This is a genomic window from Streptomyces sp. NPDC002817, from assembly GCF_053592055.1.
Map to the genome: position 1 here is coordinate 48,332 of NZ_JBSFUY010000006.1, position 24,874 is coordinate 73,205.

Below are 24,874 nucleotides of genomic sequence, written 5' to 3' on the forward strand. Positions count from 1 at the left end.
ATCTGCTTTGTGCTAGGAGGATACAAGATCCAAGGGCGTCGCGCAGCTGAGATCGCGGCGAGCGTCGAGCGAGCGGTGGGCTCCGGCGAGCTGGAACCGGGTCAACTGCTGCCGCCGATGAGGGAGTTGGCGGTCGAGCTGGAGGTGAATCCCAATACCGTCGCGGCCGCCTACCGGATCCTGCGGGAGCGCGGGGTCATCGAGACCGCCGGGCGCCGGGGCAGCAGGGTGCGGCCCCGACCGGCCACGACCGGGCGCGAGGCCGTCCGGGTGGATGTGCCCGAGGGGGTGCGCGACGTGGCGAACGGCAACCCGGACCCGGGGCTGCTGCCACCGCTGGCGAAGGTGTTCGCGGCGGCGGCCGAGCGGAACGACCGGGAGCCGGTCCTGTACGGCGACGCCGCCGTCGAGCCGGAGCTGGCGCGCCTGGCCCGGGCCGGCCTGGACGCCGACGGGGTCCCGGACGGGCCTGTCCACGTCGCCTCCGGCTCGCTCGACGTGGTCGAGCGCGTCCTCGCGGTCCACCTCAAGCCCGGCGACACCGTCGCCGTCGAGGATCCCGGCTGGGGCAGCCTGCTCGACCTCGTCCCGGCGGTCGGGCTGCGCACGGCTCCCGTCCGCGTCGACGACGAGGGGCCGCTCCCGGACGATGTGCGTCGGGCGCTGGAAGCGGGGGCGCGGGCGCTGATCGTGACCGACCGGGCGCAGAATCCGACCGGGGCGGCGGTGACGGCGGGGCGGGCGAAGGCGTTGCGGGCGGTGCTGAAGGAGTACCCGCAGGTGCTGCTCATCGAGGACGACCACGGGCACGGCATCGTGGATCTGCCGCTGCATCCCTTGGCCGGTGTCACTCACAGCTGGGTGTTCGTGCGGTCGGCGGCCAAGGCGTACGGGCCGGATCTGCGGTTGGCCGTGTTCACCGGCGACGCCGTGACGGTCGACCGGGTGCGGGGACGGCAGCGGGTGGGGCCCGGTTGGGTCAGCCGTATCGGTCAGCGGGCCCTGGCGGGGCTGTGGGCCGAGGGTGCGGTGGACACCAGGGCCGTGTCGGCGGCGTACGCCGGGCGGCGGGACGTGCTGATCGGGGCTCTGGCGGATCGCGGCATCGCCGCGCACGGCCGCAGCGGCATGAACGTGTGGATTCCGGTGCCGGACGAGACCGGGGCGGTGGCGCGGCTGCTGCACGCGGGGTGGGCGGTGGCCCCCGGGGCCCGCTTCCGGATGGGTGCGGGTCCCGGGATCCGGGTCACGGTGTCGACGTTGACGCAGAGGGAGGCGGTGTCGCTGGCGGAGGCCGTCGCCGCGGCCGTCGGGGCCGGGCCGGTACGGGGGTATGCCTAGCGCGCCGCGAGGTCGTGATGGGGGTGCGGCTCGGCGGGGGCCGGTCGTGCCCCGCGGCGGAGCCGCGCAACGACACGGCCCCGCGCCCCTGACGGGGCGCTGTGGCGCAACTGCGTCAGAGCCGCCCCCGCCAGGACGATCACCGCTCCCACCGGTGTCGACCAGCTCAGCGACTCGCCGAGGATCGCGACGCCCGCGGCGGTGGCGATGACCGGGATGAAGTACGTGACCATCTGAGCGGTCGTGGGGCCGACCTCCGCGACCAGGCCGTACTGGATGAGGAGGGCCAGGCCCGTCCCCAGGGCCCCCAGGGCGGCGATCGCCAGCAGGGGCGTCACGGCGAAGCGGCTGGGCAGGTCGGTGAACAGCGGTGTCACGACCGCCAGTTGCAGTGTCGCCAGCAACAACTGGGCGCCGGTCATGGAGAGATGGGAATGACCGCCGCCGGCCAGCGTGCGGCGGACGTAGATCCAGCCGATCGGGTAGCTCAGCGAGGCCAGCAGGGCCATCGCGGTGCCTCGCGCGTCCAGGCCGTGGAAGCCCTGCCAGGCGCCCAGGACCGTCAGGACGCCGAGGAAGCCGAGGCCGAGACCGGCGACCCGGGTGCGGGTCGGGCGGTCCTCCGACAGGGCGACCAGTGACAGGACCATGCCCCACAGCGGCGAGGTCGCGTTGCAGATGCCCGCGAGCGTGGACGGGATCGTCAGCTCCGCGTAGGCGAAGAGCGAGAAGGGCAGGGCGTTCACCAGGAACGCGGCCACCGTCAGATGGCCCCAGGTGCGCGCCCCGCGCGGCAGCCGCTCCCGCTTCACCGCCATCGCCGTCGCCAGTACCGCCGTCCCGAACAGCAGCCGGCCCAGCGTGACCTGGAAGGGCGCGTACCCCTCGGTGCCCACCTTGATGAGCAGGAAGCTGAAGCCCCAGATCAGCGAGAGGGCCGCGAAGCGCAGACGCCAGTCGAGGGTGCGGGTCCGGGTGTGGATGGCGGTGGTCATGGGGACCACCCTGGCGCCGAACATCGCGTAGCACAATCGAGATTTTCACCCCGGTATCTCGTAGCATTGCTTACATGTTGAACCTGGAGCGCCTGCGCACCCTCGACGCCCTCGCCCGGCACGGCTCGGTGAGCGGCGCCGCCGAGGGGCTGCACATCACGACCTCGGCCGTCTCGCAGCAGATGTCCAAGCTGGAGCGTGAGGTCGGCCAGCAGCTCCTCGCCAAGAACGGCCGGGGGGTGCGGCTCACGGACGCCGGCCGGCTGCTCGCCGAGCACGCGGCCCGCATTCTGTCTCAGGTCGAGCTCGCCCAGTCCGACCTGGAGGCCCAACGCGGGCAGGTCGTCGGAGAGTTGAGGCTCTCGGCGTTCCCGACCGCCGCGCGCGGACTGTTCCCCGCCGCACTCGCCGCCCTCAAGGCGGAGCACCCCGCACTGCGGGTCCGCTCGTGCGAGCTGGAGCCCGAGCTCGGTATCGCGGGGGTGGTCCGCGGCGACCTCGACCTCGCCGTGGTCCTGGACTGGTACAACAAGCCGATGCCGCTGCCGGACGGCCTCGTCAAGGCGTCCGTCCTGGACGACCCGGCGGATGTCGCGATGCCGGTCGGGCACCGGCTCGCCGACCGCGACGAAGTGGACCTCGCCGAGTTCGCCGGGGACGAGTGGATCACCTGGGGGCAGGGCGAGTTCTGTCACGAATGGCTGATGTTCACCCTGCGCTCCAAGGGCATCGAGCCCATCGTCGGCCACCGCGCCGCCGAGACCCACACCCAACTCGGGCTCGTCGCCGCGGGGTTGGGCATCTGCATCGCCCCGCTGCTGGGCCGGCACCCGATGCCCGACGGGGTCGTCACCGTCCCGCTCAAGCAGCGGGTCCGGCGCCATGTGTACGTCGTCTGGCGCGCGGACGCCGACCGCCGCCCGTCGATCAGGGCGGCGGTCGAGGCGCTGCGCGAGGCCGCGGCGAACGTCGGCTGAACCGCCCTACAGGACAGCGAGCTTGCGGAAGTCCCAGGACACGATCTTGTCCGGCGTCAGCCGCATCCACGCATGCCGTCCGTCGTGCGGCATCTCGTCGAGCCTGAAGTTCTTGCGCGCGAACAGCGTCTCGGGGACGTCGAGTTCGGCGTACAGATCCCCGACGCGCGGGGCCTCGCCCACGAAGTCCACGGCCCCGGACAGCTCGACGCCGCGCAGCTCGTCGTACTCCTCACCGGTGTCGACCACTATCGCGACCCGAGGATCGCGGCGCAGGTCGGTCCAGCGCTTGCTCTTCACCACCGAGTACAGCCAGAGCGAGGTGCCGTCCCAGGCGAACCAGAGCGTGCTGACATGCGGGGCGCCGCCCGTGGACACGGTGGCGACCCGGCAGGTGCGCTGGCTGGTGAGGAACTCGTCCAGCTCGCCCGGCGTCATCATGATCTTCCGGCCCCGGCGCTGAGTGACGGTCATGCGGCCCCCTCTTCCTTCTCCCACGTCGTGCCAGAGGAGAGATCCTCTGACATCACGTCAGAAAAGGATGCGGCGTCTTCCGTCCCCACGCAATGGTGGTTACGCTCCCGGCTCCACCGTCGGCGACCAGGGGGCGACCGTGCCGTCGAACGAACAGCTCAGCCAACTCCTCGAACCGCACTCCACGGTCCTGCTCACCGTCGAGTGCCAGCAGGGTGTCGTGGGCCCGGACAGCGCGCTGCCCGAACTCGCCAAGGAGGCGCGGTCGTCGGGCGCCCTCGCCAACGTCGCCCGGCTGGTGGCCGCCGCCCACGAGAGCGGGATCCAGGTGATCCACGCCCTCGCCGAACGCCGCCCCGACGGCCGCGGCGCCAACCGCAACGCCCGACTGTTCCGCGCCGCCGAACGGCTCCCCGTCCAGCAGCTGTCCGGCACCACCGCGGTCCGGATCGCGGCCCCGATCGAGGTCACCGAGGAGGACTTCGTCGTACGACGACTGCACGGGCTGTCGCCGATCCAGGGCACCGACGTCGACCCCCTGCTGCGCAACCTGGGCTGCCGCACCCTCGTCGTCACCGGTGTCTCCGCCAACGTGGCGATCCCCAACGCCGTGTTCGACGCGGTCAACCGCGGCTACACCGTGGTCGTACCGACGGACGCGATCGCCGGGGTGCCCTCCGACTACACCGCCGCGATGATCCGCAACACCCTCGCCCTGGTGGCGACCCTGGCGACCACGGCCGACGTGGTGGCCTGTCTCACGCGAGCGCGATCGAGTCGCCGCTCACCGTGATCTTCTGCTCGGGCAGCGGCTGGGTGGCGGGCCCCTTCTTCACGCTGCCGTCGCTCACCGAGAACTCGCTCTTGTGGCACGGACAGGTGATGACCCCGTCGGAGACCCCCGTCACCGCGCATCCCTGATGGGTGCACTTCGAAGAGAAGGCCTTGAACTCGCCCGCCGCGGGCTGGGTGACCACCACGCCCGCGTCCTTGAAGATCTTGCCGCCGCCCTCGGGTATGTCCGACGTCTTCGCTAGCGCGGTGCCGGAGGCGGCGTCGGACCCGTCGTCGTCCGACCCGCACGCGTTCAGCGTGAGGGCGAGCCCCGCCGCCCCCACCGCCGCCACGACGGTGCGCCGACTCGGTGCCGAGGTGGGATGAAGCGATTCGCTGGACATGGTCACGTCCCCTTCCACGGATATCTCGTGAACTGCCCAGGGGTACGGACCCGGCGTGCCCGTTGTTCAGACACCCCTCGGTAACCTGGGGCGATGCTCAAGGAAGCCATCGCGACCCGCTTCATCACGCCCCTGCGTGAGGGCGGCTCGCTGCCGGGGCTCGTCGAGGCCGACGATCTCGGGACCTACGTCATCAAGTTCACCGGCGCCGGGCAGGGCCGCAAGACGCTCGTCGCCGAGGTCGTCGTCGGTGAACTCGCCCGCCGCCTCGGCTTCCGGGTACCCCGGTTGGTGACGCTCGCCCTGGACCCGGTGCTCGGCCTCGGCGAACCCGAACAACAGGTGCAGGACCTGCTCCGCGGCAGCGGCGGCGCCAACCTCGGCATGGACTTCCTCTCCGGCGCCCTCGGCTTCGACCCGCTCGCCTTCACGGTGGACCCGGAGGAGGCCGGCCGGATCGTCTGGTTCGACGCGCTGGTCAACAACGTCGACCGTTCCTGGCGCAACCCCAACCTGCTGATGTGGCACGGCGATCTGTGGCTCATCGACCACGGCGCGACCATGATCTGGCACCACAACTGGCCCGGCGCCGAGGCCTCCGCGGCCCGCCCGTACGACGCCTCCGACCACGCCCTCGCACGCTTCGGGCCGGACGTCGAGGCCGCCGCCGCACACCTGGCGCCCCTCGTCACCGAGGACCTCCTCGCCGAGGTCACCGCCGAGATCCCGGACGTCTGGCTGGCCGACGAACCCGGCTTCGACACCCCGGACGACCTCCGCCGCGCCTACGCCCGCCCGCTGCACGCCCGTGCCGCCGTCATCCACGACCGCATCAACGGCATCGAGGGAACCACGTGACCGAGCGCCACATCATCCGGGGGAGCGAGCGCAACGACCGGGACGTCTACGAGTACGCGCTGCTGAGGGTCGTCCCCCGCATCGAGCGCGGCGAGTGCATCAACGCCGGGGTGCTCGTGTACTGCCGTGCCAAGGCCTACGTCGGTGTCCGCACCCACCTCGACGAGGCCAAGCTGCTGATTCTCGACCCGGACGCGGACGTGGCCGGCGTGCGGGCCGCACTGCGTGCCGTCGAGAGCGTGTGCGCGGGTGGCGAGGAGGCGGGTCAGGCCGCGTCCGACGACGCCGGGCGGCGCTTCCGCTGGCTGATCGCGCCCCGCTCGACGGTTGTCCAGCCCGGCCCCGTGCACACCGGACTCACCGCCGATCCGACGGCCGAGCCGGAGCGCCTGCTCAACCTCCTGGTGAGGTAATGGATCACACTCGGCTCATGTGACGTTGACACCGGGTGCCAGGGCTTCTAGCGTCACGTCTGCTGAAGGTACTAAGCGGTCGCTCACCAGATGGGCGTCCTTCTCGAGGGCGAGGAGAACCAGCAATGTCCACCACTGAGCAGCGGGTCGCCGTGGTCACCGGCGGAGCGCGGGGCATCGGCGCCGCCACCGCCGTACGACTGGCCGCCGAGGGCCGCGCGGTCGCCGTGATCGACCTCGACGAGGCCGCCTGCAAGGACACCGTCGAGAAGATCACCGCGGCGGGCGGCAAGGCGATCGCGGTCGGCGCGGACGTCTCCGACGAGGCCCAGGTCGAGGCGGCCGTCGCCCGGGTCGTCGCCGAGCTCGGCGCCCCGACGATCCTCGTCAACAACGCGGGCGTGCTCCGCGACAACCTGCTGTTCAAGATGAGCGTCGCGGACTGGGACACCGTCCTCGGCGTCCACCTGCGCGGCTCCTTCCTGATGACGAAGGCCGTCCAGAAGCACATGGTCGACGCCGGCTTCGGCCGCGTGGTCAACCTGTCCTCCTCCTCGGCGCTCGGCAACCGCGGCCAGGCCAACTACTCCGCGGCCAAGGCAGGCCTCCAGGGCTTCACCAAGACCCTCGCCATCGAGCTCGGCAAGTTCGGCATCACCGCCAACGCCGTCGCCCCCGGCTTCATCGCCACCGACATGACCGCCGCCACCGCGGCCCGCGTCGGCATGGGCTTCGAGGAGTTCAAGGCCGCGGCCGCCACCCAGATCCCCGTCGCCCGTGTCGGCTACCCCGAGGACATCGCCAACGCGATCGCCTTCTTCACCGACGAGGCCGCCGGCTTCGTCTCCGGCCAGGTGCTGTACGTGGCCGGCGGACCGCTCGACTAGGGATCACGGACATGACTGAACTTCCTGAGCTCTCCGGCAAGGTCGCCCTCGTCACGGGCGCCAGCCGCGGTATCGGCTACGGCGTCGCCGAGGCGTTCGTCGCCCGGGGCGACCGCGTGATCATCACCGGCCGCAACGAGGACGCCCTGAAGGAGGCCGTCGAGCAGCTCGGCGCCGACCGGGTCGTCGGCGTCGCCGGCAAGGCCCACGACGAGGAGCACCAGGCCGTCGCCGTCGCGCGTGCCATGGAGGCTTTCGGCCGCGTGGACTACCTGGTCAACAACGCCGGTACCAACCCGGTGTTCGGGCCGATCGCCGACCTCGACCTGAACGTGGCCCGCAAGGTGTTCGAGACCAACGTGATCTCGGCGCTCGGCTTCGCGCAGAAGACCTGGCACGCCTGGCAGAAGGACAACGGCGGCGCGATCGTCAACATCGCCTCCGTCGCGGGCGTCGCGCCCTCGCCCTTCATCGCCGCGTACGGCGTCAGCAAGGCCGCCATGATCAACCTGACCGCGCAGCTCGCGCACGAGTTCGCGCCCAAGGTGCGGGTCAACGCGATCGCCCCGGCCGTCGTGAAGACCAAGTTCGCGCAGGCGCTGTACGAGGGCCGGGAGGCCGAGGCCGCCGCGTCCTACCCGCTGGGCCGGCTCGGTGTGCCCTCCGACATCGGCGGCGCCGCGGCGTTCCTGACCTCCGCGCAGTCCGACTGGATCACCGGCCAGACGCTCGTCGTCGACGGCGGCATCTTCCTCAACGCCGGGGTCGGCTGACCGACCCCGCACGCATCACGGGCGCCACTGGACACCAGTGGCGCCCGTGTCCATGTACAAGACCCGCACAGACCTCTGACAATGCCGCCACAGCAGTACCGGCCACGAACATGCCGGAGGGCCCGGTTCAGGCCGAGTAAAGCTGCGGTATGGTCTGCCAACCCTTGGTATGGCAGCTCGAGGAGCGTGCGCGTGTTCAACCGGATCAGAGGCCTTTGGCGGATGGCAGCCATCGCATCCATATCGTCGCTGGTGGCCGGATGTGGTGTGTTCTCCTCGGACTCCTCCGATGGCGGGGACCCGATCGTCGTCGGTACCACCAGTGCCCCGGCCACGCTGGACCCCGCGGCCTCCTGGGACAACTCCTGGGAGCTGTTCCGCAACGTCTATCAGACGCTCCTGAACTATTCCCCCGGTGGCACCGACCCCGAGCCCGACGCCGCCGAGAGCTGCGAGTTCACGGACACGTCGAGCACCGAGTACAGCTGCACGCTGCGCGAGGGCCTGAAGTTCTCCAACGGGCACACACTGGACGCCAAGGCCGTCAAGTACTCGATCGACCGGATCAAGAAGATCAACGTCAACGGCGGCCCCGCGGGCCTCTTGGGCACTCTCTCCCGGGTGCAGGTGAAGAGCGATCTCGAGGTCGTCTTCCATCTCAGCCAGCCCGACGCCACTTTCCCCCTGGTGCTCACCACGCCCGCCATGTCGATCGTGGACCCCGAGGAGTACTCCGCGGCCGAGATCCGCAAGGACGGCAAGGTCAGCGGCTCGGGGCCCTACACCCTCGACGCCTACGACGAGGGCAAGAAGGCCGAACTCGTCAGCAACGACAACTACAAGGGCATAGCGGATCTCCAGAACAGCGCCGTCACCATCCGCTACTTCCAGCAGTCGGACGACATGGTCGACGCCCTCAGGAACAAGGAGATCTCGGTCGTCTACCGCGGTCTCGCCGCCTCCGACACCGTGGACATCGAGGAGAACCAGCGCAAGGAGGGGCTCCAGCTCGTCGAGAACGCCACCTCCGAGATCAGTTACCTGGTGTTCAACCCCAGCGACCCGTGGGCCGCGAAGCCCGCGGTCCGCAAGGCCGTCGCCCAGATAGTCGACCGCGCGGCGCTCGTGCACAAGGTCTACAAGGACACCGTCCAGCCGCTGTACTCGATGGTCCCGGCCGGACTCACCGGCCACACCACGGGCTTCTTCGACGACTTCGGAAGCCCCAGCGTGGCCAAGGCCAAGCGGCTCCTCACGCAGGCGGGGATCACCGAGCAGGTCCCGCTGACCCTCTGGTACGCCACCGACCGCTACGGCTCGACGACCAAGCCCGCCTTCGAGGAGCTGAAGAAGCAGCTGGAGGCCTCCGGCCTGTTCACGATCACTCTCAAGAGCCGCCCGTGGAAGACCTACGTCGAGGGCTACCAGAAGGGCGAGTACCCGGTGTTCGGGCGCGGTTGGTTCCCCGACTTCAACGACGCCGACAACTTCATCGCACCCTTCGTGGGTGAGCAGAACGCGCTCGGCACCCCGTACGACGCCCCCGAGATCACCGGCAAGCTGCTGCCGGAGTCGCGCGCGGAGAGCGACCGCGGGGCGGTGACCCGGCAGATCGAGGACGCTCAGCAGATCCTCGTGGACGACGCACGGCTGCTGCCGCTGTGGCAGGGCAAGCAGTACGTGGCCGCGGACGAGGAGGTCGGCGGTCTGGAGAACGTCATCGACCCGGCGACCATGATGACGATGTGGGAGCTGTACCGGAAGACCAGCTGGTAGTCCCGCGTTCCAGGGGAGTGGAGTGCGTTGTCAGTGGTCGCCTGTAGGTTCTGAGACCTGAAGTGACCGCACGACATAAGGACGTTGACGTGACCGACATCGCCATGCTGCCCGAGTCCTGGCGCGAGGTCCTGGGCGACGAGCTCCAGCAGCCCTATTTCAAGGAGCTGACCGAGTTCGTCGAGGAGGAGCGGGCGAAGGGTCCCGTCTATCCGCCGCGCGAGGAGGTCTTCGCCGCGCTGGACGCGACGCCGTACGACAAGGTGAAGGTCCTGATCCTCGGTCAGGACCCGTACCACGGCGAGGGCCAGGGCCACGGCCTGTGCTTCTCGGTGCGCCCCGGGGTGAAGACCCCGCCCTCGCTCCGCAACATCTACAAGGAGATGAAGGAGGAGCTGGGCACACCGATCCCGGACAACGGCTATCTGCTGCCGTGGGCCGAGCAGGGTGTCCTGCTGCTCAACGCGGTGCTCACCGTCCGGGCCGGCGAGGCGAACTCGCACAAGGCCAAGGGCTGGGAGAAGTTCACCGACGCGGTCATCCGCGCGGTGGCCGACCGGCCCGACCCGGCGGTCTTCGTGCTGTGGGGCAACTACGCCCAGAAGAAGCTCCCGCTGATCGACGAGGGCCGTCACATCGTGGTCAAGGGCGCGCACCCCTCGCCGCTGTCGGCGAAGAAGTTCTTCGGCTCCCGTCCGTTCACGCAGATCAACGAGGCCGTGGCGCTCCAGGGCCACGAGGCGATCGACTGGACGATCCCGAACCTGGGCTGACTGCCGCCGGGCCGGTTCCTCGTCGGGCCGGCCCGGTGCCGCCTGACCGGGATTGTCGGTGGGGGCCGTTAGCGTCGGGTGGTATTGACCGACGAGTGCCCGGAGGACGCGGTGGCGGAGCGACAGGAGCAGACGGCGCCCGATGCCGTGATGACGCGGATCGGGCAGGTCGTCATGCTGCATCACGCGGGGGACCGCGAGGAGGCCCGGCACCGCTTCCTGGACCTGTGGGCGGAGATCGGCGAGGACGGCGACCCGCTGCACCGCTGCACCCTCGCCCATTACATGGCCGACGCCCACGACGACCCCTCGGACGAACTCGCGTGGGACCTGAGGGCGTTGACGGCTGCCGAGGAACTCACGGACGATCGTCTCGCCGAGCATGAGAGCGAGCTCGCGGTCAGGGCGCTGTACCCCTCGCTGCATCTGAACCTGGCGGCCGACTATGTGAAGCTCGGCCGCCCCGACGCCGCGCGCACGCATCTGCGCCGGGCGCGACGGGCGGCGGAATCACTCGCCGACGACAGCTACGGGGACGGGGTACGGGCGGCGATCAGCCGACTGGAGCTGCGGCTCGGGGAAGACGGTTCCTCCGCCACCGGAGGGTGGGGACCGCCGCGGCAGCGGCCCTGAGGCGGCGGAGGCCGGGCGGCGCGGCCGGTGCGGCGGCAGTCCGACCGGCTGACACCCGGCGGCTCTCGGTCCGGAATCCTTGTGGCGCCTTGCCCGGCATCTCGCGGCGCCTTGCGGTGTCTCGCTCGGCATTCCGCGGCTTCTCGCTCGGCACCTTGCGGCGGTTCACCCGGCGCCCGGGGCGCCGCGGCCGGCACCGTCGGGTGGCTCGGCAGATGCCCGCCGCGCGCGTGTGTGACGGACGCCGGCCGCTCAGGTCTGGTAGACGCCCGCCACGTGGCCTCGGCTCATGCCCGCCACGTGGCCTCGGCTCATGCCCGCCACGTGGCCTCGGCTCACGCCCGCTCCGCAGCACCGGCTAGCGCCCGTACGTCCGCTCGCAGATCACCGCTTCCGGGCTGTCCTTGCGCCACCCGCCGTACTGCTTGCCGAGTTTGCAGACGTCAGGGTTCTTCGGGACCTGGGCGGCGACGTCGGGAATCCCGACGTGCGGCCGCGGGGCCTCGGGGTGTCCGGGCTGGGGATGGGCCGGCCGGGCGTGCGGCTGTGAGCGCGGCGCCTGTTGCCCGGGCGCCGGTGCGGCGGCCGAGGAGGGGGGTGCCTCCTTCGGCCGGGGCGCACTCCGTCTCGACTTGCGGGACGACTCGATCAGTTGCAGGGCCTCCTGGGCCGGTGCCTGCACGACCTGCGGCTCCGCCCGGCCGTCGGGCCGGGGCGCCGCCGGCTGGGACGGCACCACCGGCGGCCCCGGGGCGACGGATGGGTGCTGGACGGTCACACAGCCGGAGAGGGCCGAGACGGCCACGGTGACCAGGAGCGTTGCGGTCGTCGTCGTTCGATGCACCCGCGCAACTCTGCTGGGTCGCGCCGGCTTTGGGACACCGGACAAGCGGAGGTTGCCCCGCACGGGTGATCTCCGGCCCCGTACGGAGGGCGGGCCCTGCGCGAGGGTGACGTCAGTCGCCGGTCGCACCGTCGAGGCGCTCGCGGATCAGGTCGGCGTGGCCGTTGTGGCGGGCGTACTCCTCGATCATGTGGGTGTAGATCCACCGCAGGTTGAAGCGCTCGCCGGTGCGCCGGTGCTTGCCCGCGGACAGGTCGTCCAGCCCGAAGCCGGCCGCGTTGCGCCGGGCGACCTCGATCTCGGCCTGCCAGGTGGCCTGGGCCTCCTCCCAGGTGTCCGCCTCGGTGAGATGGAACTCGCCGTCCGGGTCCTCGTCGCTGTAGTAGAGCGGCCCCTGATCGTCGTCGGCCAGCACCTTGCGGAACCAGCCCCGCTCGCACTCCGCCAGATGCCGCACCAGCCCCATCAGGGACAGCTCGGAGGGCTCCACGGCGGCGGTCCTGAGCTGGGCGTCGGTCAGGCCCTCGCACTTCCAGGCCAGGGTCTGCCGGTGGTAGTCGAGCCAACCCTCCAGCATGGTCCGCTCGTCGGCGTCGGTCGCGGGTTCACTTCGCTGCGTCGTCATGCCCGCATCGTGTCCCAATCCACCAGGTCCGGCCACGCATTTCAGGTGCCGAGCATCCCGTCGAGCAGTTCCCGCAGCCCCGCCCGCACCTCCTCCGGCCCCGGCACCCGCGTACTGAACGACCCGGCCACGCAGGAGAACATCAGACCGTCCGCCCAGGCCACCAGGGACAGCACATGCCGGTCCGGTTCGGTGGAGCCCATGGCCGTGACGAGGACGGCGAGCTGGTCCCGGAAGCGGGCGCCGGTGGCGTCGAAGTAGGCCCGCAGCTCAGGGCGGCGCGTGGCCTCCAGGGCCAGTTCGTAGCGGGCGAGGGTCAGTTCGCGGTGGTGGGTGAGGGCGCGGTGCGTCGCCAGAGCCAGGGCCTCCACCAACGCGGGGAGGCCGGCCTGCGGGTCCGGCATCTCGTCGAGCGCCAGCACCTTCGCCTCGCGGTCGGCCAGCCGGCGCACCGCCAGCTCCAGCAGCGCCTGTCGGGTACGGGCGAGATTCGACGTGGAGCCCTGGGGCAGCGCGGCCACCTCGTCGACGGCCCGGTGGGTGAGCCCCCGCATTCCGCGCTCGGCGAGCAGCGCGAGCGCGGTGTCGGCGACGAGGTCGGTACGGGAGGCCGGGGCCGGTTCGGTGCGTACGGGCATGGAGCTCAATCTACCCGGCGCACTACAGCTGTAGTACGGTCGATGCGGAACTACATCTGTAGTGAGGAGTGGTCATGACACAGACCCGGCGCGTAGTCGTCATCGGCGGCGGCATAGGCGGCCTGGCCGCGGCCGCCGCACTGCATCTGAGCGGCCGGCAGGTCACCGTCCTGGAGCGGGCCCGCTCCCTGGAGCCGGTCGGTGCCGCGATCTCCCTGGCCCCCAACTCCCTGCGCGCCCTGGACGTCATCGGTATCGGCGACGAGATCCGCGACCTCGCCGCCTGGACGGGTGACGGCGGCCTGCGCACCCCCGGCGGGCGCTGGCTCTCCCGTTCCAGCGCCGCCGCCGCGGCCGAGCGCTTCGGCGACCCGCTCGTGCTGCTGCACCGGGCCACCCTCATCAACAGCCTGGCCGCAGTGCTCCCCCCGGACGCCATCCGCACGGCAGCGGAGAGCACCCTCGTCGACCCCGGCGACGCCCGCCGCCCGGCCCGCGTGCGGACGCCCGACGGCGAGCTGGAGGCCGATCTCGTCGTCGCCGCCGACGGCGTCCGCTCCGCCGTACGCGCCACGCTGTTCCCGGACCACCCCGGCGCCGTCTACTCCGGATTCACCACCTGGCGTGTGGTGATCCCCGTGCCCGCCACGGAGTTCGCCTCGCACGAGACCTGGGGCCGGGGCCGCATCTGGGGCACCCACCCGCTCAAGGACGGCCGGGTCTACGCGTACGCCGCCGCCCTGGCGCCCGCGGGGGAGCGGGCCCCGGACGAGAGGGCCGAACTCGTCCGCCGCTACGGCGACTGGCACGACCCCATCCCCGCGGTGCTCGCCGCCGCCCGCCCCGAGGACGTCCTGCGCCACGACGTCCACCACATCGCCGAACCCCTGCCCGCCTTCCACCGCGGCCGGGTCGCCCTCCTCGGCGATGCCGCGCACGCCATGCCCCCGACCCTCGGCCAGGGCGGCAACCAGGCGATCGAGGACGCGGTCGTTCTGGCACACCACGCGGACGACCTGGCCGCCTATTCGGCGGCACGCCTTCCCCGTACGACCGCCATGGCCCGCCAGGCTGTCAGGATCGGACGCCTCAACATGACGCCGAACCGCGCCCTCATGGCCGTACGCAACTCCGCGATCGCCGCACTCTCCCTCGCCGGCCCGGCCCTCTTCCTGCGCGGATTCGACGGCATCGCCGACTGGCGGCCGCCGCAGCCGCCGTATGCTTCGGTCGTGTCAGAGGCGGGCAAGCGGTAGGGAGAACCCAGTAGTGAAGGTCGGCTGCATCGGACTCGGCGACATCGCCCGGAAGGCCTATCTGCCGGTGCTCGGCGGTCTGCCCGGCGCCGAACTCCATCTGCAGACCCGCACCCCGGCCACGCTGGCCCGGGTCGCCGACGGCCTCCATCTGCCCGGGGCCCAGCGCCATCAGGACCTCGACTCACTTCTCGCGGTCGGGCTCGACGCGGCCTTCGTGCACGCGCCCACCGTCGTGCACCCCGAGATCGTGACGCGGCTGCTGGAGGCGGGCGTACCGACGTACGTCGACAAGCCGCTGGCGTACGAACTCGCCGACTCGGAGCGGCTGGTGGCCCTCGCGGAGGAGCGGGAGGTGTCTCTCGCGGTCGGCTTCAACCGGCGCTACGCGCCCGGGTACGCGCAGTGCGCCGACCATCCGCGCGAGCTGATCCTCATGCAGAAGAACCGGATCGGGCTGCCGGAGGAGCCGCGGTCGATGATCCTCGACGACTTCATCCATGTCGTCGACACCCTGCGCTTCCTCGCTCCGGGCCAGGTCGACGACGTCACCGTGCGCGCCCGGGTCCAGGACGGACTGCTGCATCACCTCGTGCTCCAGCTCTCCGGCGACGGCTTCACCGCGCTCGGCGTGATGAACCGGCTCAGCGGCTCGGCCGAGGAGATCCTGGAGGTGTCCGGGCAGGACACCAAGCGTCAGGTGGTCAACCTCGCCGAGGTCATCGACCACAAGGGGCAGCCGACCGTGCGACGGCGCGGGGACTGGGTTCCGGTCGCCCGGCAGCGGGGCATCGAGCAGGTCGTCATGGCCTTCCTGGACGCCGTGCGCGCGGGGAAGGTGGTCAGCGCCCGGGACGCGCTGGCGACCCATGAGCTGTGCGAGCGGGTGGTACGCGCGGTCCAGGAGCAGGCCGCCTGAGCCGCAGGGCCCGGACACCCTGCCCCGCGCACCAGACGGCGACGATGAGCAGCGCCGCGTGGGGCACCCAGTCGCCGAAGCGGACGTACGGGGTGACGCCCGTGGCCAGCGGCACCTCGTAGACCGCCGTCGCGCTCGCGCTCGTGCCGAGCCATGAGCCGACCCGCTGTCCCTCCGGGCCGTACACGGCCGAGACGCCGGTCAGGGTCGCGTGCACCATCGGGCGGCCCGTCTCGGCGGCGCGCAGGGCGGCGAGCGAGGCGTGCTGCTCGGGGGCCCAGCTGTGCTGGAAGGACGACGTCGACGACTGGGCGATCAGTACCTCGGCACCGTCCTCGGCAAGATGCCTGCTCATGTCGGGGAACGCGGACTCGAAGCAGACCATCGGACCGACCCGCAGCCCGTGCCCGACGTCCATCACCACCTGCTCGGTGCCCTGCCTGCGGTTCTCGCCCGCCGCCTTGCCGACCGAGGTCGCCCAGCCGAGCAGTGAGCGGAAGGGGATGTACTCGCCGAAGGGCACGAGCCGCATCTTGTCGTAGCGATCGCCGGTGAGGCCGTCGGCGCCCACGAGCACGGAACTCTTGTAGATGCCGGGCTTGTCGGAGCGCCGGGCGTCCACGTTGACGAGGATGTCGGCGCCGGTCTCCCTCGAGAGCGCGGCGAGCCTGCGGGCGAGGTCGGGCCGGGCGACGAGGTCGAAGCCGACACTGCTCTCGCCCCACACGACCAGGTCGACGTCCTGCCCGGCCAGTTGACGGGTGAGCTGTTCCTCGCGGACGAAGCGCCGGTCGCCGCCCTCGATGACACCCGGCTGTACGACGGCGATCCGTACGCCGCCGTCGGCGTCCGGGCGCGGCGACCACATCCAGGCCGCCGAGGCGGCGGCGGCCGTGGCCACGAGACCGGCCAGCGCGGGCACGCGGGACTGCCGGACGGTGATCAGCACGGCGACCGCGACGTTCACGGCCACCACCAGGAAACTGATCAGCCACACCCCGCCCACCGAGGCCAGCCGCAGCGCCGGCGCCACCTCCCACTGACTGGCGCCGAGCATCCCCCACGGCCCGCCGAGGCCCTGCCAGGAACGGACGAGCTCCACCAGCAGCCAGCCCGAGGGCAGGACGAGAAGGGAGCCGAAGATCCGGCCGCGCGAGGGCGTCCCGGCGAGGAAGCGGCGGACCAGCCATCCCCAGGGCGCCCACAGCGCGCCGAGGAGGGCCGCGATGACGAACGTGAACACATGCAGGCTCGGCAGCAGCCAGTGGTGCATGACCAGCATGAAGCCGAGCCCGCCGAACCAGCCGTCGTACGCCGCCCTCTTCGCGGTCGCGGCGGAGCGGACCAGGGCGATCCAGGGGACCAGGGCGACGTAGGCGAACCACCACAGGGACGGGGCGGGGAAGGCGAGCACGGGCAGGGCGCCGGCCAGCGCGACGACGGTGGAACGCCGCCAGGGGGAGGTGAGCCAGTGGTCGAGCGTCTTCATACAGCGACTCCTACCCCGTGCGCCCTCCAGTGTGCGTGGTGCGGACGCCCCGGGGACAGAGGGCGTCGGCTCAGTTGATCATGGACGTGGGGCGGGGGCCGGGAGGCGACGCCATTTCTCCTGTACGACGACCTCGCGGAGCCGCCAGCCGTCGTGCGTGCGCAGCAGCCCGAAGGCGTAGCGGCCGCCGCAGATGAAGTCCGGGGCCGCATCGGCTCCGTCGCCGTCCCGGTCGATGCGCATCGGATTGACGTAGTCGGCCTGGACGCGGGCCGTGTCGCCCGTGTCGTGGTCCCACTGGCCGAAGGTGATGCGCCGGTTGACGATCAGATGCTGCCGCATCGAGAACACCCGCAGGCTCTCCGTGAGCCAGGTGGCGACCTGCCCGGCGTCTCCCTCGACACCGCCGGCCGAGCGGTAGTCCGCGCGCCCTTCCGGGGCGAACAGTTTTCGGTACCCCTCCCAGTCGCCGTCGTCCACGGCCACTGCGTACTCGGTGATCAGTTCGTCGACGGCCAGCCGGTCCATCACGGTGGCGAGCTCCACACGCTGCGTCATCGGCTCAGTGTTGGGCACGGGGCGGGCGGGGCCAAGAGGCGTGCGGTGACATTCGGGTGGCGGGCCGGGTGGCGGCTGATGGCATCGCCTGCTCGTCGAGGTCGTCGGCCGCCCATGTGGTCGCCACCGGCAGGAACTCGTGTTCGGCCGCATGCGTCGCGGTGAGGCCGGCGCGGCCCGGCGGGAGGCCCTCGCGTACCTGGCCGAGCTGGACCTCACAGGGGAACCCAGGAGCTGGAGCAACATCCTTTCGTGGTGGAGCACGCTGTTGGCCCTGTCGGGCCGGTCGGCGGAGCCCGCACCGTCCGCGGACGCGCCGGTGCCGGCGTTCGGTTCGGCACTTCTTCAGTGGTCGCCCGATGTCACACAGGCGTACTTCGAAGGGCTGGGTCCTCTCGAAGACCAGGTCGAGGCGCTACGGCAGGACCCGTCCGCCTCCCTCCCCGAACTGGTCGCCCTGCACCGCAGGCTGACCATCCGCACCGCCGTGCACCGGGAGCACCGCAACTACCGCATCCTGAAGCCGCTGCGCCCCGTCTTCGACGAGAGGGTGACCCTCGCCCGCCGTCTCGCCGAACGGGAGGAACTGGGCCGGGCCTTGACGGACCGTTCCATGTTCCTGGTCGCGGCCAAACAGTACGGGCAGGCCCATGACGACTTCCGCGAGGCCTGCGCCCTGCTGGACGGGTGATCCGGCGGGTCAGAGCAGCGCGCGCAACCGCTCGAACGCCGTCGGTGTCGGGCGGTCCGGCAGGAACTCCTTGATGCGCAGGGCGCATTCCCTCGGGGTGGCGCTGTCGGTGTCGCACTCGACGTCGTAGATCCCGTGGGAATGCACTTGCGCCAGTTGGCCGGCCGCGAGCCCGGGCGGCCGGTCGCCCCGCTCACCCTCCCGGCGCGCCAGCTCCAGGGGCGGGCAGTGCACGCCGACGAACACCACGCCGCGGGGTGCGAACAGCGACAGGCAGTCGTCGAGTCGCCACCGGGCGCTCAGCACATGGTCGACGACGACGTTGTTCCCCGCGGCCGCCATCCCCGCGACCGCGCGGTGGAAGCCCTGCCAGGTGCGGTGCAGGAGGGTGCCCACCTGGTCCGGCGGCACGGGGGCACTCGACCGCATGGCGTGGAACGCGTCCACGGGCATGTGGAACCAGGGTTCGTCGAGGATCGACAGCAGCTCGGTCGCGATGCTCGACTTGCCCGAACTGGAGGTGCCGTTCAGGAAGATGACGAGGCCCTGGCGCGGGGGGACGCTGTCGAGATGCTTCATGGGGTGGATCTTAGGAGGCGCTTCGGCGACCCGTGAGGGATCATCGTGCGATGACGCATGCCGCTTCGTTCCGCCACCAGTTCTGGGCCCAGGGCTTCTACGAGTTGGCCATCGAGGTCGGCTCGACGGATGACGCGGGCCTTCAGGCCGTCCTGGGCGCGGTGTGGGCGGCGGCGGATGTGCAGGGGTGCTACGGACACGGGGACCGGGAGCCGGAGGAACAGGAGGCCGTGCCCTGCACGGTCGCCTCGCTGGAGGAGTTCGGGCATCTCCGCGGCCGCGTCCGGTTGCCCACAGGGGACCTCGCGGCGTGCGGAGTCATGACGGTCCGTGGTGGTGACGACAGCAGTGACTGGCTGGACTTCTATGTGCCGGAGAGTGCGCTGGACGCCGCCGGAGTCGCCTACTGGGACGGTCGGCCCTTCTACCGCTCCGCGCTGATCGACGACTGGCTGGCCGCCATCGCCATCGAGGCGTTCCGCAGCGCGGCCTTCAGTTGTGCCGCCGTCGGATGGGAGGTCTCCGGATGCATCGACGCGGCGTCACTGGCCGGTGAGCTGCCGGAGAAGCGGGGCGTGGGGTATCTGGTGCCCCACGACGGTGTCCTCCGCTACGGTCCCGCCAACGACTGAGCCGCAGGCCTTGGTTCAGGCCGCCTTGATGACGGTCCCCCGGATCGCGGCCGCCCACTCGACCACCAACAGCTCGTATTCCTTGCGCTCCTGGGCCGACAGTGATCCGCCTGCCCGCATCCACAGCGCACGGATCTGCTCGTTCACTTCGGCAGCAGACCGCACGGAACCAGAGGCCACGGAATAGGGGGGCATGCGGACAAGCCTAAGGGCAGGAACTGACACTGCGCTACCGAACGGCTACACACAACGTATGTGATGGGTCACGGTGTTCGCTGTGTGAACGTGTTGACTCCGCTGTCGTAGGTGTCAGCCGGCCGACTCCGCGGCGTGCGGGCTCAGCCCGCCGAAAGTCACCAGCAGGATGATCACGATGCCGAGCGCGATGCGGTACCAGACGAACGGCATGAAGCTCTTGGTCGAGATGAACTTCATGAACCACGCGATGACCACGTATCCGACGACGAACGCGATGATCGTCGCGAAGATCGTCTGGGGCCAGTCGACATGGCCGCCCTCCATCGCGTCCTTGGTCTCGAAGAGGCCGGACGCGAGGACCGCGGGGATGGCGAGGAGGAAGGAGTAGCGGGCCGCGGACTCGCGCTTGTAGCCCATGAAGAGGCCGCCGCTGATCGTGGCGCCGGAGCGGGAGACGCCCGGGACGAGGGCGCAGGCCTGGCAGAGGCCGAAGATCAGGCCGTCCCGTACGCCCAGGTCCTCCAGGCCCTTGCGCTGCTTGGCCGCGCGGTGCTTGCCGCCGGTCTCGTCGCGGGCCGCCATCCGGTCGGCGATGCCGATGATGATGCCCACCACGATCAGCATCGTCGCCGTGATCCGCAGATCGCGGAACGGCCCCTCGATCTGGTCCTTCAGTGTCACGCCGAGTACACCGATGGGGATCGAGCCGACGATCACCAGCCAGCCCATCTGGGCGTCGTGGTCGCTCCGCAACTCCTTGTTGAACAGCGATCTGGTCCACGCCGAGATGATCCGCCCGATGTCCTTGCGGAAGTAGATCAGTACGGCTGCCTCGGTGCCGATCTGCGTGATCGCCGTGAAGGCCGCACCGGGGTCCTCCCATTCGGCGAACGCCGCGGTCAGGCGCAGATGCGCACTGGAGGACACGGGGAGGAACTCGGTCAGCCCCTGGACGAGTCCGAGGATGAAGGATTCAAACCAAGACATGAAGGTAGGGAGTCCAAGCGCTGATCGGAGGAGGAGCGACGGGCACACCGAGCCGTCCGGGCGCGGTGATCACAGGTGTGGAGGGCAGCCTAGCGGCCTCGGACGACAGGCCTGGCACGGGGTGCGGGCCGAGCGCCGGTGAGCAGGGCATGCGCGCTGTTGACCGGCCAGGGTGCGGCCGCTTAGGTTGCTGCGGAGAGAAAGCGCTTGCTGCTCCTATGGCAGGTGTCGGCGCTGTCCGCCGTTCGTTCGAGGAGTGCTGATCGCGTCCATGTCACCCACCACTCCCTACGACGGCCGCCGCATCCGGGCAGCCGTCATCGGTACCGGCGCCATCGCCCGGGGCTCCCACCTGACCGCGCTCGGCGCACTCGCCGAGGAGGGCGAGGTCGAGGTGGTCGCGGCGGTTGACATCGATGCCAAGGCCGTCGAGGAGTTCTGCGCGGCGGGCGGTGTCCCGCACGGCTACACCGACCTCGACCGCATGCTGCGCGAGCAGCGCCCCGACCTCGTCAGCATCTGCACCCCGCCGACCCTGCACCGCGACCAGACCGTCGCCGCGCTGCGTGCCGGGGCCTGGGTGTGGTGCGAGAAGCCGCCGGTGCCGACCCTCGCCGACTTCGACGCCGTGGAGGCGGAGGAGGGCAAGGAAGGCGGCCCGTACGCCTCGATCGTCTTCCAGCACCGCTTCGGCTCCGGCACCCGGCATGTGCGCCGGCTGCTCGACGGGCAGGACCTGGGCCGCCCGCTCGTCGCGCACTGCCAGACCACCTGGTACCGCGACACCGCGTACTACGCCGTGCCCTGGCGTGGCCGCTGGGAGACCGAGGGCGGTGGCCCGGCGATGGGCCACGGCATCCATCAGATGGACCTCCTCCTCGACCTGCTCGGTCCCTGGAGCGAGGTGCGCGCCATGGCCGGGCGGCTGGTGCACGACGTACAGACCGAGGACGTCTCCACCGCGCTGGTCCGCTTCGAGAACGGCGCGCTGGCGACCGTCGTGAACAGCGTGCTGAGCCCCGACGAGGTCAGCCGCATCCGCATCGACTGCGAGCGCGCGACCGTCGAGCTCACCCATCTGTACGGTCACAGCAACGAGAACTGGACCATCACCCCGGCGCCCGGCGTACCGGACGAGCAGACCGCCGCCTGGCGGGACTTCGGCGCGGACGTGCCCAGTTCGCACACGGAGCAGCTGCGCGAGCTGGTCGCCAGCATGCGCGCCGGGGAGCGGCCGCGCAGCAGCGGTGCCGACGGACGTGGCAGCCTGGAGCTGATCGCCGCGCTGTACAAGTCGGCGTTCACGGACGTCACGGTGAGGGCGGGCGAGATCGGCCCGGGCGACCCGTTCTACACGGCCATGCACGGGAACGCGCCCGGCTGGGCCCCCGTCGTCAGCGAGGAGGTGCCCGTATGACCGGGCTGCGCATCGTCCACGCGCACGGCGACCGCGTCACCGTGACCGACCCCGCCACCGGCGTGGAGCTGCTTTCCTACGTCTACCGTCCGGAGGCGGCCTGGGAGGCCCCCAAGCCGTACATCCACCCGCTGCGGACCCTGGCCGGCGACGTCGTCACCGACTACCGGCCCAACGACCACCGCTGGCACAAGGGCCTGTCCCTGACCGCCTCGCACCTGTCGGGCGCCAACCTGTGGGGCGGCAATTCGTACGTGCACGGCGAGGGCTACCTCGAACTCCCCGAGCGCGTCGGCTCGATGGCTCACGTCGGCTTCGACGAGGTCTCCGCCCACGACGACCGGGTCGTCATCGCCGAACGGCTGACCTGGCACCCGTACAGCGGCGAACTGTGGGCCGAGGAGCAGCGCCGGATCGAGATCCACGACGTGGACCAGGAGTGCGGATCCTGGGCGCTGACCTGGACGAGCGCCATCACCAACCGGCGCGACGAGCCGCTGGTCTTCGGCAGCCCCACCACCGCCGGACGCGAACTCGCCGGGTACACGGGCCTGTTCTGGCGCGGCCCGCGCGCCTTCCGCGACGGCCGCATCATCGCGCCGGACGCGGAGGGCCCCGGCCTGCTCGGCGCGCAGGCCCCCTGGCTGGCCCTGTCCGGCGAGCACGACGGCACGGACGGCCACGCCACCCTCGTCTTCGAGCACGCCCCGGAGAACGACCACCTCGGCGCCGAAGGCGCCCACCCGGCCCACTGGTTCGTCCGCAACGAGCCGTTCGCCGGCGTGGCCCCCTCGTGGGCCTTCTACGACGAACTCGAACTCGCCCCCGGCGACACCCTCACCCGCCGCTACCGCGTCGTCGTCGCCGACGGTGCCTGGCAGCGGGAGGAGATCGCCAAGTACCTGGAGGCACACCCGTGGTGACCGCCTTCGAGGGACTGCCCGGCGGGGTCGCCGTCTCGCATCTGTGCGTGTACGACTGGCCCGCCGCCGACGGCGCCTCCGGCGGAACCCCCCATATGCACCTGACCTGTTCGGAGGCGTACGTCGTCACCGGCGGCCGGGGTTCGGTGCAGACCCTCACGACGTCCGGGTACGAGGTCACGCCCCTCGTACCCGGCACGGTCGCCCGGTTCACGCCGGGCACCGTCCACCGGCTGGTCAACGACGACGATCTGCGCATCACCGTCCTGATGCAGAACAGCGGGCTGCCGGAGGCGGGGGACGCGGTGCTCACGCTGCCCCCGGAGTACCTGACCGACCCGCAGACGTACGCCGCCGCGACCGCCATCCCCGCGGACGCGCCCGAGGCCGCACGGGAACGCGCCGCACGGGCCCGCCGCGACCTCGCCCTGGAGGGGTATCGGGTGCTGCGGGAGGCTCCCGAGGGGCTGGCCGACTTCCATCGCGCGGCCGCCGCGCTCGTACGGCCGCGACTGGCCGAGTGGCGGGAGCGCTGGCGCAACGGTGCGGCGGCCGCCGCCGCGGCGACGGGGGAGCAGCTCGACCGCCTCGAACAGGGCGACCTCTCCCACCTCGCCGACGCCGTCGTACGGTCCGAACAGCCCTCGGAGCACGGCAGGTTCGGGATGTGCGGGCGGCTGGACGTCTACAAGGGCGGCTGAACCGCGCTCCGGTCGACGGGACACCGCTCGCGGGGGCGTCTAGCCTGGAGTCATGGCCACGGTGCAGGTGGGCGGGCTCGAGATCGCCTACGACCGCGTCGGCCAGGGCCCCCTGCTGGTCCTCGTGCACGGCGCGGGCGTCTACGCCCGTATGTGGCAGCCACAGCTCACCGGACTGGCGGACGAGTTCACGGTCGTGGCCTGGGACGAGCCGGGGTCCGGACGTTCCTCCGGCATCCCTCCCGGGTTCGGCCTCGCGGACTACGCCGACTCCCTCGCCGCGCTGATCGAGGAGCTGCGGCTCGGCCCGGCCCATGTCGCCGGTCTCTCCTGGGGCGGGACGGTCGTACTGGAGCTGTACCGCCGTCATCCGGCGGTCGTCAGGACATTGCTGCTGGTCGACACCTATGCCGGCTGGAAGGGCTCCCTGCCCGCGGGAGAGGTGGCGGCCCGGGTCGAAGGGGCGCAGCGGATGCTCGCCGTGCCCCGCGAGCAGTTCGATCCGAGGCTCCCGGGTCTGTTCGCCGGGGAACCGCCCGCCGAGTACGTGCCGCTGCTCGACGCCATGGCACGCGACGTACGGCCGGAGACGCTCGGTGCGCAGCTGTTCATGATGGCCGGGACCGACCAGAACGACCTGCTGCCGCGCATATCGGTGCCGACGCTGCTGCTGTGGGGGGAGCTGGACGTGCGTTCACCGCTCAGCGTCGCCCATGCCTTCCGTGACGCGATTCCGGGGGCCGAGCTCGTGGTGATCCCGGGTGCGGGGCACATGAGCAACCTGGAGCGGCCGGCGGAGTTCAACCGGGCGGTCCGTGCGTTCTGCCGCGCGCACCGTTGATCAGTCGTTGCGTCTCTACGCCGCCGCAGGCCCCGTCACGGTCCAGCCGGCCGCCTGTGGATGGGCCGTCAGGTCCTCGTGACGGACCTGCTCGCCGCATGCCGTGCAGGTGACGACCGGGGCCAGTTCGTTGCCGCAGACGTGCTCGACCACCATGGGGCGGTCGTCGTCGTTGCGGAGGTGGCGGTCGCCCCAGGCCATGAGGGTGATCAGGACCGGCTCCAGTTCGAGTCCCGCCGGGGTGGGCCGGTACTCGAAGCGCTGCGGCCGCTCGCTGTAGGCCCTCTTGGTGAGGATCCCGGCGTCGACGAGCCGGCGCAGACGCGTGGCGAGGACGTCGCGCGGGGCGCCGATGTTGCGCACCAGCTGGTCGAAGCGACCGTTGCCGAGGCAGACCTCGCGCAGGACGAGCAGCGAGTACTTCTCGCCGACGAGCGCCAGGGTGTCGGCGATGGAGCAGGGGCGCGGGTGTTTGGTGGCGGCCATGGTGCCGATTCT

Annotated in this window: 30 protein-coding genes; 18 read left to right on the forward strand and 12 right to left on the reverse strand. The window is 71.2% G+C overall.

The window, feature by feature from the left end; genetic code table 11:
* Nucleotides 1-9 precede the first annotated feature (9 nt).
* The gene (locus tag ACWD3I_RS13665; RefSeq protein ID WP_365407675.1) at nucleotides 10-1,341 is read left to right on the forward strand and encodes an aminotransferase class I/II-fold pyridoxal phosphate-dependent enzyme; all 1,332 of its coding nucleotides are present in this window, start codon (nucleotides 10-12) and stop codon (nucleotides 1,339-1,341) included.
* Here the strand turns inward: ACWD3I_RS13665 and ACWD3I_RS13670 are convergent.
* Entirely contained in the window at nucleotides 1,338-2,336 is a 999-nt protein-coding gene (locus ACWD3I_RS13670; RefSeq protein ID WP_365407672.1) for a DMT family transporter, read from the reverse strand. The two genes, ACWD3I_RS13665 and ACWD3I_RS13670, sit on opposite strands and share 4 nt — an antisense overlap.
* 74 nt (nucleotides 2,337-2,410) lie before the next feature.
* Here ACWD3I_RS13670 and ACWD3I_RS13675 point away from each other — a divergent pair, with 74 nt between their 5' ends.
* Nucleotides 2,411-3,313 carry a LysR family transcriptional regulator gene (locus ACWD3I_RS13675; protein WP_365407668.1) on the forward strand — a complete coding sequence of 301 codons (903 nt, stop codon included), beginning with the start codon at nucleotides 2,411-2,413 and terminating at the stop codon, nucleotides 3,311-3,313.
* A 6-nt stretch (nucleotides 3,314-3,319) separates the two neighbouring features.
* Here the strand turns inward: ACWD3I_RS13675 and ACWD3I_RS13680 are convergent, their stop codons facing one another.
* A complete protein-coding gene (locus tag ACWD3I_RS13680) occupies nucleotides 3,320-3,787 on the reverse strand; it encodes a pyridoxamine 5'-phosphate oxidase family protein (RefSeq protein WP_365407665.1) in 468 nt (155 codons plus the stop codon).
* 139 nt (nucleotides 3,788-3,926) lie between these two features.
* Here ACWD3I_RS13680 and ACWD3I_RS13685 point away from each other — a divergent pair, with 139 nt between their 5' ends.
* Nucleotides 3,927-4,580, forward strand: coding sequence for a cysteine hydrolase (locus ACWD3I_RS13685; protein WP_365407662.1), 654 nt, complete (start codon nucleotides 3,927-3,929; stop codon nucleotides 4,578-4,580).
* On the opposite strand, the gene ACWD3I_RS13690 is transcribed toward ACWD3I_RS13685, so the two are convergent.
* A complete protein-coding gene (locus ACWD3I_RS13690) occupies nucleotides 4,546-4,965 on the reverse strand; it encodes a Rieske (2Fe-2S) protein (RefSeq protein WP_365407659.1) in 420 nt (139 codons plus the stop codon). The genes ACWD3I_RS13685 and ACWD3I_RS13690 overlap by 35 nt on opposite strands.
* A 93-nt stretch (nucleotides 4,966-5,058) precedes the next feature.
* Here ACWD3I_RS13690 and ACWD3I_RS13695 point away from each other — a divergent pair, with 93 nt between their 5' ends.
* From ACWD3I_RS13695 to ACWD3I_RS13725, 7 genes are all read left to right on the forward strand, one after another.
* A complete protein-coding gene (locus ACWD3I_RS13695; protein ID WP_365407656.1) occupies nucleotides 5,059-5,823 on the forward strand; it encodes a HipA family kinase in 765 nt (254 codons plus the stop codon).
* Nucleotides 5,820-6,236 carry a DUF3037 domain-containing protein gene (locus ACWD3I_RS13700; RefSeq protein WP_365407653.1) on the forward strand — a complete coding sequence of 139 codons (417 nt, stop codon included), beginning with the start codon at nucleotides 5,820-5,822 and terminating at the stop codon, nucleotides 6,234-6,236. Before ACWD3I_RS13695 ends, ACWD3I_RS13700 begins: the two co-directional genes overlap by 4 nt.
* A 125-nt stretch (nucleotides 6,237-6,361) precedes the next feature.
* Entirely contained in the window at nucleotides 6,362-7,123 is a 762-nt protein-coding gene (gene fabG, locus ACWD3I_RS13705; RefSeq protein ID WP_365407650.1) for a 3-oxoacyl-ACP reductase FabG, read from the forward strand.
* An 11-nt stretch (nucleotides 7,124-7,134) separates the two neighbouring features.
* Entirely contained in the window at nucleotides 7,135-7,896 is a 762-nt protein-coding gene (locus tag ACWD3I_RS13710; RefSeq protein WP_046258652.1) for an SDR family oxidoreductase, read from the forward strand.
* Between the two features lie 192 nt (nucleotides 7,897-8,088).
* Nucleotides 8,089-9,672 carry an ABC transporter substrate-binding protein gene (locus ACWD3I_RS13715; RefSeq protein ID WP_365407645.1) on the forward strand — a complete coding sequence of 528 codons (1,584 nt, stop codon included), beginning with the start codon at nucleotides 8,089-8,091 and terminating at the stop codon, nucleotides 9,670-9,672.
* Nucleotides 9,673-9,761: 89 nt separating this feature from the next.
* Entirely contained in the window at nucleotides 9,762-10,445 is a 684-nt protein-coding gene (locus tag ACWD3I_RS13720) for a uracil-DNA glycosylase (RefSeq protein WP_365407642.1), read from the forward strand.
* A 111-nt stretch (nucleotides 10,446-10,556) separates the two neighbouring features.
* Complete coding sequence (locus ACWD3I_RS13725; protein WP_365407639.1) at nucleotides 10,557-11,078, forward strand: hypothetical protein; 522 nt, start codon at nucleotides 10,557-10,559, stop codon at nucleotides 11,076-11,078.
* Between the two features lie 358 nt (nucleotides 11,079-11,436).
* On the opposite strand, the gene ACWD3I_RS13730 is transcribed toward ACWD3I_RS13725, so the two are convergent.
* The 3 genes from ACWD3I_RS13730 to ACWD3I_RS13740 all read right to left on the reverse strand — a co-directional run bounded on the left by ACWD3I_RS13730 (nucleotide 11,437) and on the right by ACWD3I_RS13740 (nucleotide 13,185).
* Nucleotides 11,437-11,922: a hypothetical protein gene (locus ACWD3I_RS13730; protein ID WP_365407636.1), complete on the reverse strand. Its 486-nt coding sequence runs from the start codon at nucleotides 11,920-11,922 to the stop codon at nucleotides 11,437-11,439.
* A gap of 112 nt (nucleotides 11,923-12,034) precedes the next feature.
* The gene (locus ACWD3I_RS13735) at nucleotides 12,035-12,547 is read right to left on the reverse strand and encodes a DinB family protein (RefSeq protein ID WP_365407633.1); all 513 of its coding nucleotides are present in this window, start codon (nucleotides 12,545-12,547) and stop codon (nucleotides 12,035-12,037) included.
* Nucleotides 12,548-12,588: 41 nt separating this feature from the next.
* Nucleotides 12,589-13,185 carry a TetR/AcrR family transcriptional regulator gene (locus tag ACWD3I_RS13740; protein WP_365407630.1) on the reverse strand — a complete coding sequence of 199 codons (597 nt, stop codon included), beginning with the start codon at nucleotides 13,183-13,185 and terminating at the stop codon, nucleotides 12,589-12,591.
* Between the two features lie 74 nt (nucleotides 13,186-13,259).
* Here ACWD3I_RS13740 and ACWD3I_RS13745 point away from each other — a divergent pair, with 74 nt between their 5' ends.
* Together ACWD3I_RS13745 and ACWD3I_RS13750 are read left to right on the forward strand one after the other, a co-directional pair.
* Nucleotides 13,260-14,441 (forward strand): FAD-dependent monooxygenase, encoded by a 1,182-nt coding sequence (locus ACWD3I_RS13745; RefSeq protein WP_365407627.1) that lies wholly within the window; start codon nucleotides 13,260-13,262, stop codon nucleotides 14,439-14,441.
* 13 nt (nucleotides 14,442-14,454) lie between these two features.
* On the forward strand, nucleotides 14,455-15,360 hold the full coding sequence (locus ACWD3I_RS13750) for a Gfo/Idh/MocA family protein (RefSeq protein WP_365407624.1): 906 nt from the start codon (nucleotides 14,455-14,457) through the stop codon (nucleotides 15,358-15,360).
* Here the strand turns inward: ACWD3I_RS13750 and lnt are convergent.
* On the reverse strand, nucleotides 15,284-16,849 hold the full coding sequence (gene lnt, locus ACWD3I_RS13755) for an apolipoprotein N-acyltransferase (protein ID WP_365407621.1): 1,566 nt from the start codon (nucleotides 16,847-16,849) through the stop codon (nucleotides 15,284-15,286). The genes ACWD3I_RS13750 and lnt overlap by 77 nt on opposite strands.
* A gap of 78 nt (nucleotides 16,850-16,927) precedes the next feature.
* Nucleotides 16,928-17,407 (reverse strand): nuclear transport factor 2 family protein, encoded by a 480-nt coding sequence (locus ACWD3I_RS13760; protein WP_365407618.1) that lies wholly within the window; start codon nucleotides 17,405-17,407, stop codon nucleotides 16,928-16,930.
* Nucleotides 17,408-17,558: 151 nt separating this feature from the next.
* On the opposite strand from ACWD3I_RS13760, the gene ACWD3I_RS13765 reads away from it, so the two are divergent.
* Nucleotides 17,559-18,098 (forward strand): hypothetical protein, encoded by a 540-nt coding sequence (locus tag ACWD3I_RS13765; protein ID WP_365407616.1) that lies wholly within the window; start codon nucleotides 17,559-17,561, stop codon nucleotides 18,096-18,098.
* A 9-nt stretch (nucleotides 18,099-18,107) separates the two neighbouring features.
* Here ACWD3I_RS13765 and ACWD3I_RS13770 read toward each other — a convergent pair whose 3' ends face one another.
* Nucleotides 18,108-18,677, reverse strand: coding sequence for a chloramphenicol phosphotransferase CPT family protein (locus tag ACWD3I_RS13770; RefSeq protein ID WP_365407613.1), 570 nt, complete (start codon nucleotides 18,675-18,677; stop codon nucleotides 18,108-18,110).
* A gap of 50 nt (nucleotides 18,678-18,727) precedes the next feature.
* Between ACWD3I_RS13770 and ACWD3I_RS13775 the strand changes: the two genes are divergently transcribed.
* Nucleotides 18,728-19,309 carry a hypothetical protein gene (locus tag ACWD3I_RS13775; protein ID WP_365407610.1) on the forward strand — a complete coding sequence of 194 codons (582 nt, stop codon included), beginning with the start codon at nucleotides 18,728-18,730 and terminating at the stop codon, nucleotides 19,307-19,309.
* Between the two features lie 15 nt (nucleotides 19,310-19,324).
* On the opposite strand, the gene ACWD3I_RS13780 is transcribed toward ACWD3I_RS13775, so the two are convergent.
* Entirely contained in the window at nucleotides 19,325-19,504 is a 180-nt protein-coding gene (locus ACWD3I_RS13780; protein WP_365407607.1) for a hypothetical protein, read from the reverse strand.
* Nucleotides 19,505-19,618: 114 nt separating this feature from the next.
* Entirely contained in the window at nucleotides 19,619-20,494 is an 876-nt protein-coding gene (locus ACWD3I_RS13785) for an undecaprenyl-diphosphate phosphatase (protein WP_365407604.1), read from the reverse strand.
* 271 nt (nucleotides 20,495-20,765) lie between these two features.
* On the opposite strand from ACWD3I_RS13785, the gene ACWD3I_RS13790 reads away from it, so the two are divergent.
* The 4 genes from ACWD3I_RS13790 to ACWD3I_RS13805 are packed head-to-tail and all read left to right on the forward strand — an operon-like array spanning nucleotide 20,766 to nucleotide 24,376.
* Nucleotides 20,766-21,911, forward strand: a complete 1,146-nt coding sequence (locus ACWD3I_RS13790) for a Gfo/Idh/MocA family protein (RefSeq protein WP_365407601.1) — start codon at nucleotides 20,766-20,768, stop codon at nucleotides 21,909-21,911.
* A complete protein-coding gene (locus ACWD3I_RS13795; protein WP_365407598.1) occupies nucleotides 21,908-22,834 on the forward strand; it encodes a DUF6807 domain-containing protein in 927 nt (308 codons plus the stop codon). Before ACWD3I_RS13790 ends, ACWD3I_RS13795 begins: the two co-directional genes overlap by 4 nt.
* Nucleotides 22,828-23,535: a cupin domain-containing protein gene (locus ACWD3I_RS13800; protein WP_365407595.1), complete on the forward strand. Its 708-nt coding sequence runs from the start codon at nucleotides 22,828-22,830 to the stop codon at nucleotides 23,533-23,535. The genes ACWD3I_RS13795 and ACWD3I_RS13800 overlap by 7 nt, the downstream gene beginning before the upstream one ends.
* 52 nt (nucleotides 23,536-23,587) lie before the next feature.
* Complete coding sequence (locus ACWD3I_RS13805) at nucleotides 23,588-24,376, forward strand: alpha/beta fold hydrolase (protein ID WP_365407592.1); 789 nt, start codon at nucleotides 23,588-23,590, stop codon at nucleotides 24,374-24,376.
* Nucleotides 24,377-24,391: 15 nt separating this feature from the next.
* On the opposite strand, the gene ACWD3I_RS13810 is transcribed toward ACWD3I_RS13805, so the two are convergent.
* Nucleotides 24,392-24,862, reverse strand: coding sequence for a winged helix-turn-helix transcriptional regulator (locus ACWD3I_RS13810; RefSeq protein ID WP_365407589.1), 471 nt, complete (start codon nucleotides 24,860-24,862; stop codon nucleotides 24,392-24,394).
* Nucleotides 24,863-24,874 lie beyond the last annotated feature (12 nt).

Bases quoted from the DNA above. Each gene is read 5' to 3' on its own strand.
- ACWD3I_RS13670 (WP_365407672.1), bottom strand. From the start codon at position 2,336: ATGACCACCGCCATCCACACCCGGACCCGCACCCTCGACTGGCGTCTG.
- ACWD3I_RS13785 (WP_365407604.1), bottom strand. From the start codon at position 20,494: ATGTCTTGGTTTGAATCCTTCATCCTCGGACTCGTCCAGGGGCTGACC.
- ACWD3I_RS13765 (WP_365407616.1), top strand. From the start codon at position 17,559: ATGCGTCGCGGTGAGGCCGGCGCGGCCCGGCGGGAGGCCCTCGCGTAC.
- ACWD3I_RS13690 (WP_365407659.1), bottom strand. From the start codon at position 4,965: ATGTCCAGCGAATCGCTTCATCCCACCTCGGCACCGAGTCGGCGCACC.
- ACWD3I_RS13795 (WP_365407598.1), top strand. From the start codon at position 21,908: ATGACCGGGCTGCGCATCGTCCACGCGCACGGCGACCGCGTCACCGTG.
- ACWD3I_RS13675 (WP_365407668.1), top strand. From the start codon at position 2,411: ATGTTGAACCTGGAGCGCCTGCGCACCCTCGACGCCCTCGCCCGGCAC.
- ACWD3I_RS13775 (WP_365407610.1), top strand. From the start codon at position 18,728: ATGACGCATGCCGCTTCGTTCCGCCACCAGTTCTGGGCCCAGGGCTTC.
- ACWD3I_RS13745 (WP_365407627.1), top strand. From the start codon at position 13,260: ATGACACAGACCCGGCGCGTAGTCGTCATCGGCGGCGGCATAGGCGGC.
- lnt (WP_365407621.1), bottom strand. From the start codon at position 16,849: ATGAAGACGCTCGACCACTGGCTCACCTCCCCCTGGCGGCGTTCCACC.
- ACWD3I_RS13790 (WP_365407601.1), top strand. From the start codon at position 20,766: ATGTCACCCACCACTCCCTACGACGGCCGCCGCATCCGGGCAGCCGTC.
- ACWD3I_RS13805 (WP_365407592.1), top strand. From the start codon at position 23,588: ATGGCCACGGTGCAGGTGGGCGGGCTCGAGATCGCCTACGACCGCGTC.
- ACWD3I_RS13770 (WP_365407613.1), bottom strand. From the start codon at position 18,677: ATGAAGCATCTCGACAGCGTCCCCCCGCGCCAGGGCCTCGTCATCTTC.
- ACWD3I_RS13760 (WP_365407618.1), bottom strand. From the start codon at position 17,407: ATGACGCAGCGTGTGGAGCTCGCCACCGTGATGGACCGGCTGGCCGTC.
- ACWD3I_RS13710 (WP_046258652.1), top strand. From the start codon at position 7,135: ATGACTGAACTTCCTGAGCTCTCCGGCAAGGTCGCCCTCGTCACGGGC.
- ACWD3I_RS13740 (WP_365407630.1), bottom strand. From the start codon at position 13,185: ATGCCCGTACGCACCGAACCGGCCCCGGCCTCCCGTACCGACCTCGTC.
- ACWD3I_RS13735 (WP_365407633.1), bottom strand. From the start codon at position 12,547: ATGACGACGCAGCGAAGTGAACCCGCGACCGACGCCGACGAGCGGACC.
- ACWD3I_RS13810 (WP_365407589.1), bottom strand. From the start codon at position 24,862: ATGGCCGCCACCAAACACCCGCGCCCCTGCTCCATCGCCGACACCCTG.
- ACWD3I_RS13780 (WP_365407607.1), bottom strand. From the start codon at position 19,504: ATGCCCCCCTATTCCGTGGCCTCTGGTTCCGTGCGGTCTGCTGCCGAA.
- ACWD3I_RS13695 (WP_365407656.1), top strand. From the start codon at position 5,059: ATGCTCAAGGAAGCCATCGCGACCCGCTTCATCACGCCCCTGCGTGAG.
- ACWD3I_RS13680 (WP_365407665.1), bottom strand. From the start codon at position 3,787: ATGACCGTCACTCAGCGCCGGGGCCGGAAGATCATGATGACGCCGGGC.
- fabG (WP_365407650.1), top strand. From the start codon at position 6,362: ATGTCCACCACTGAGCAGCGGGTCGCCGTGGTCACCGGCGGAGCGCGG.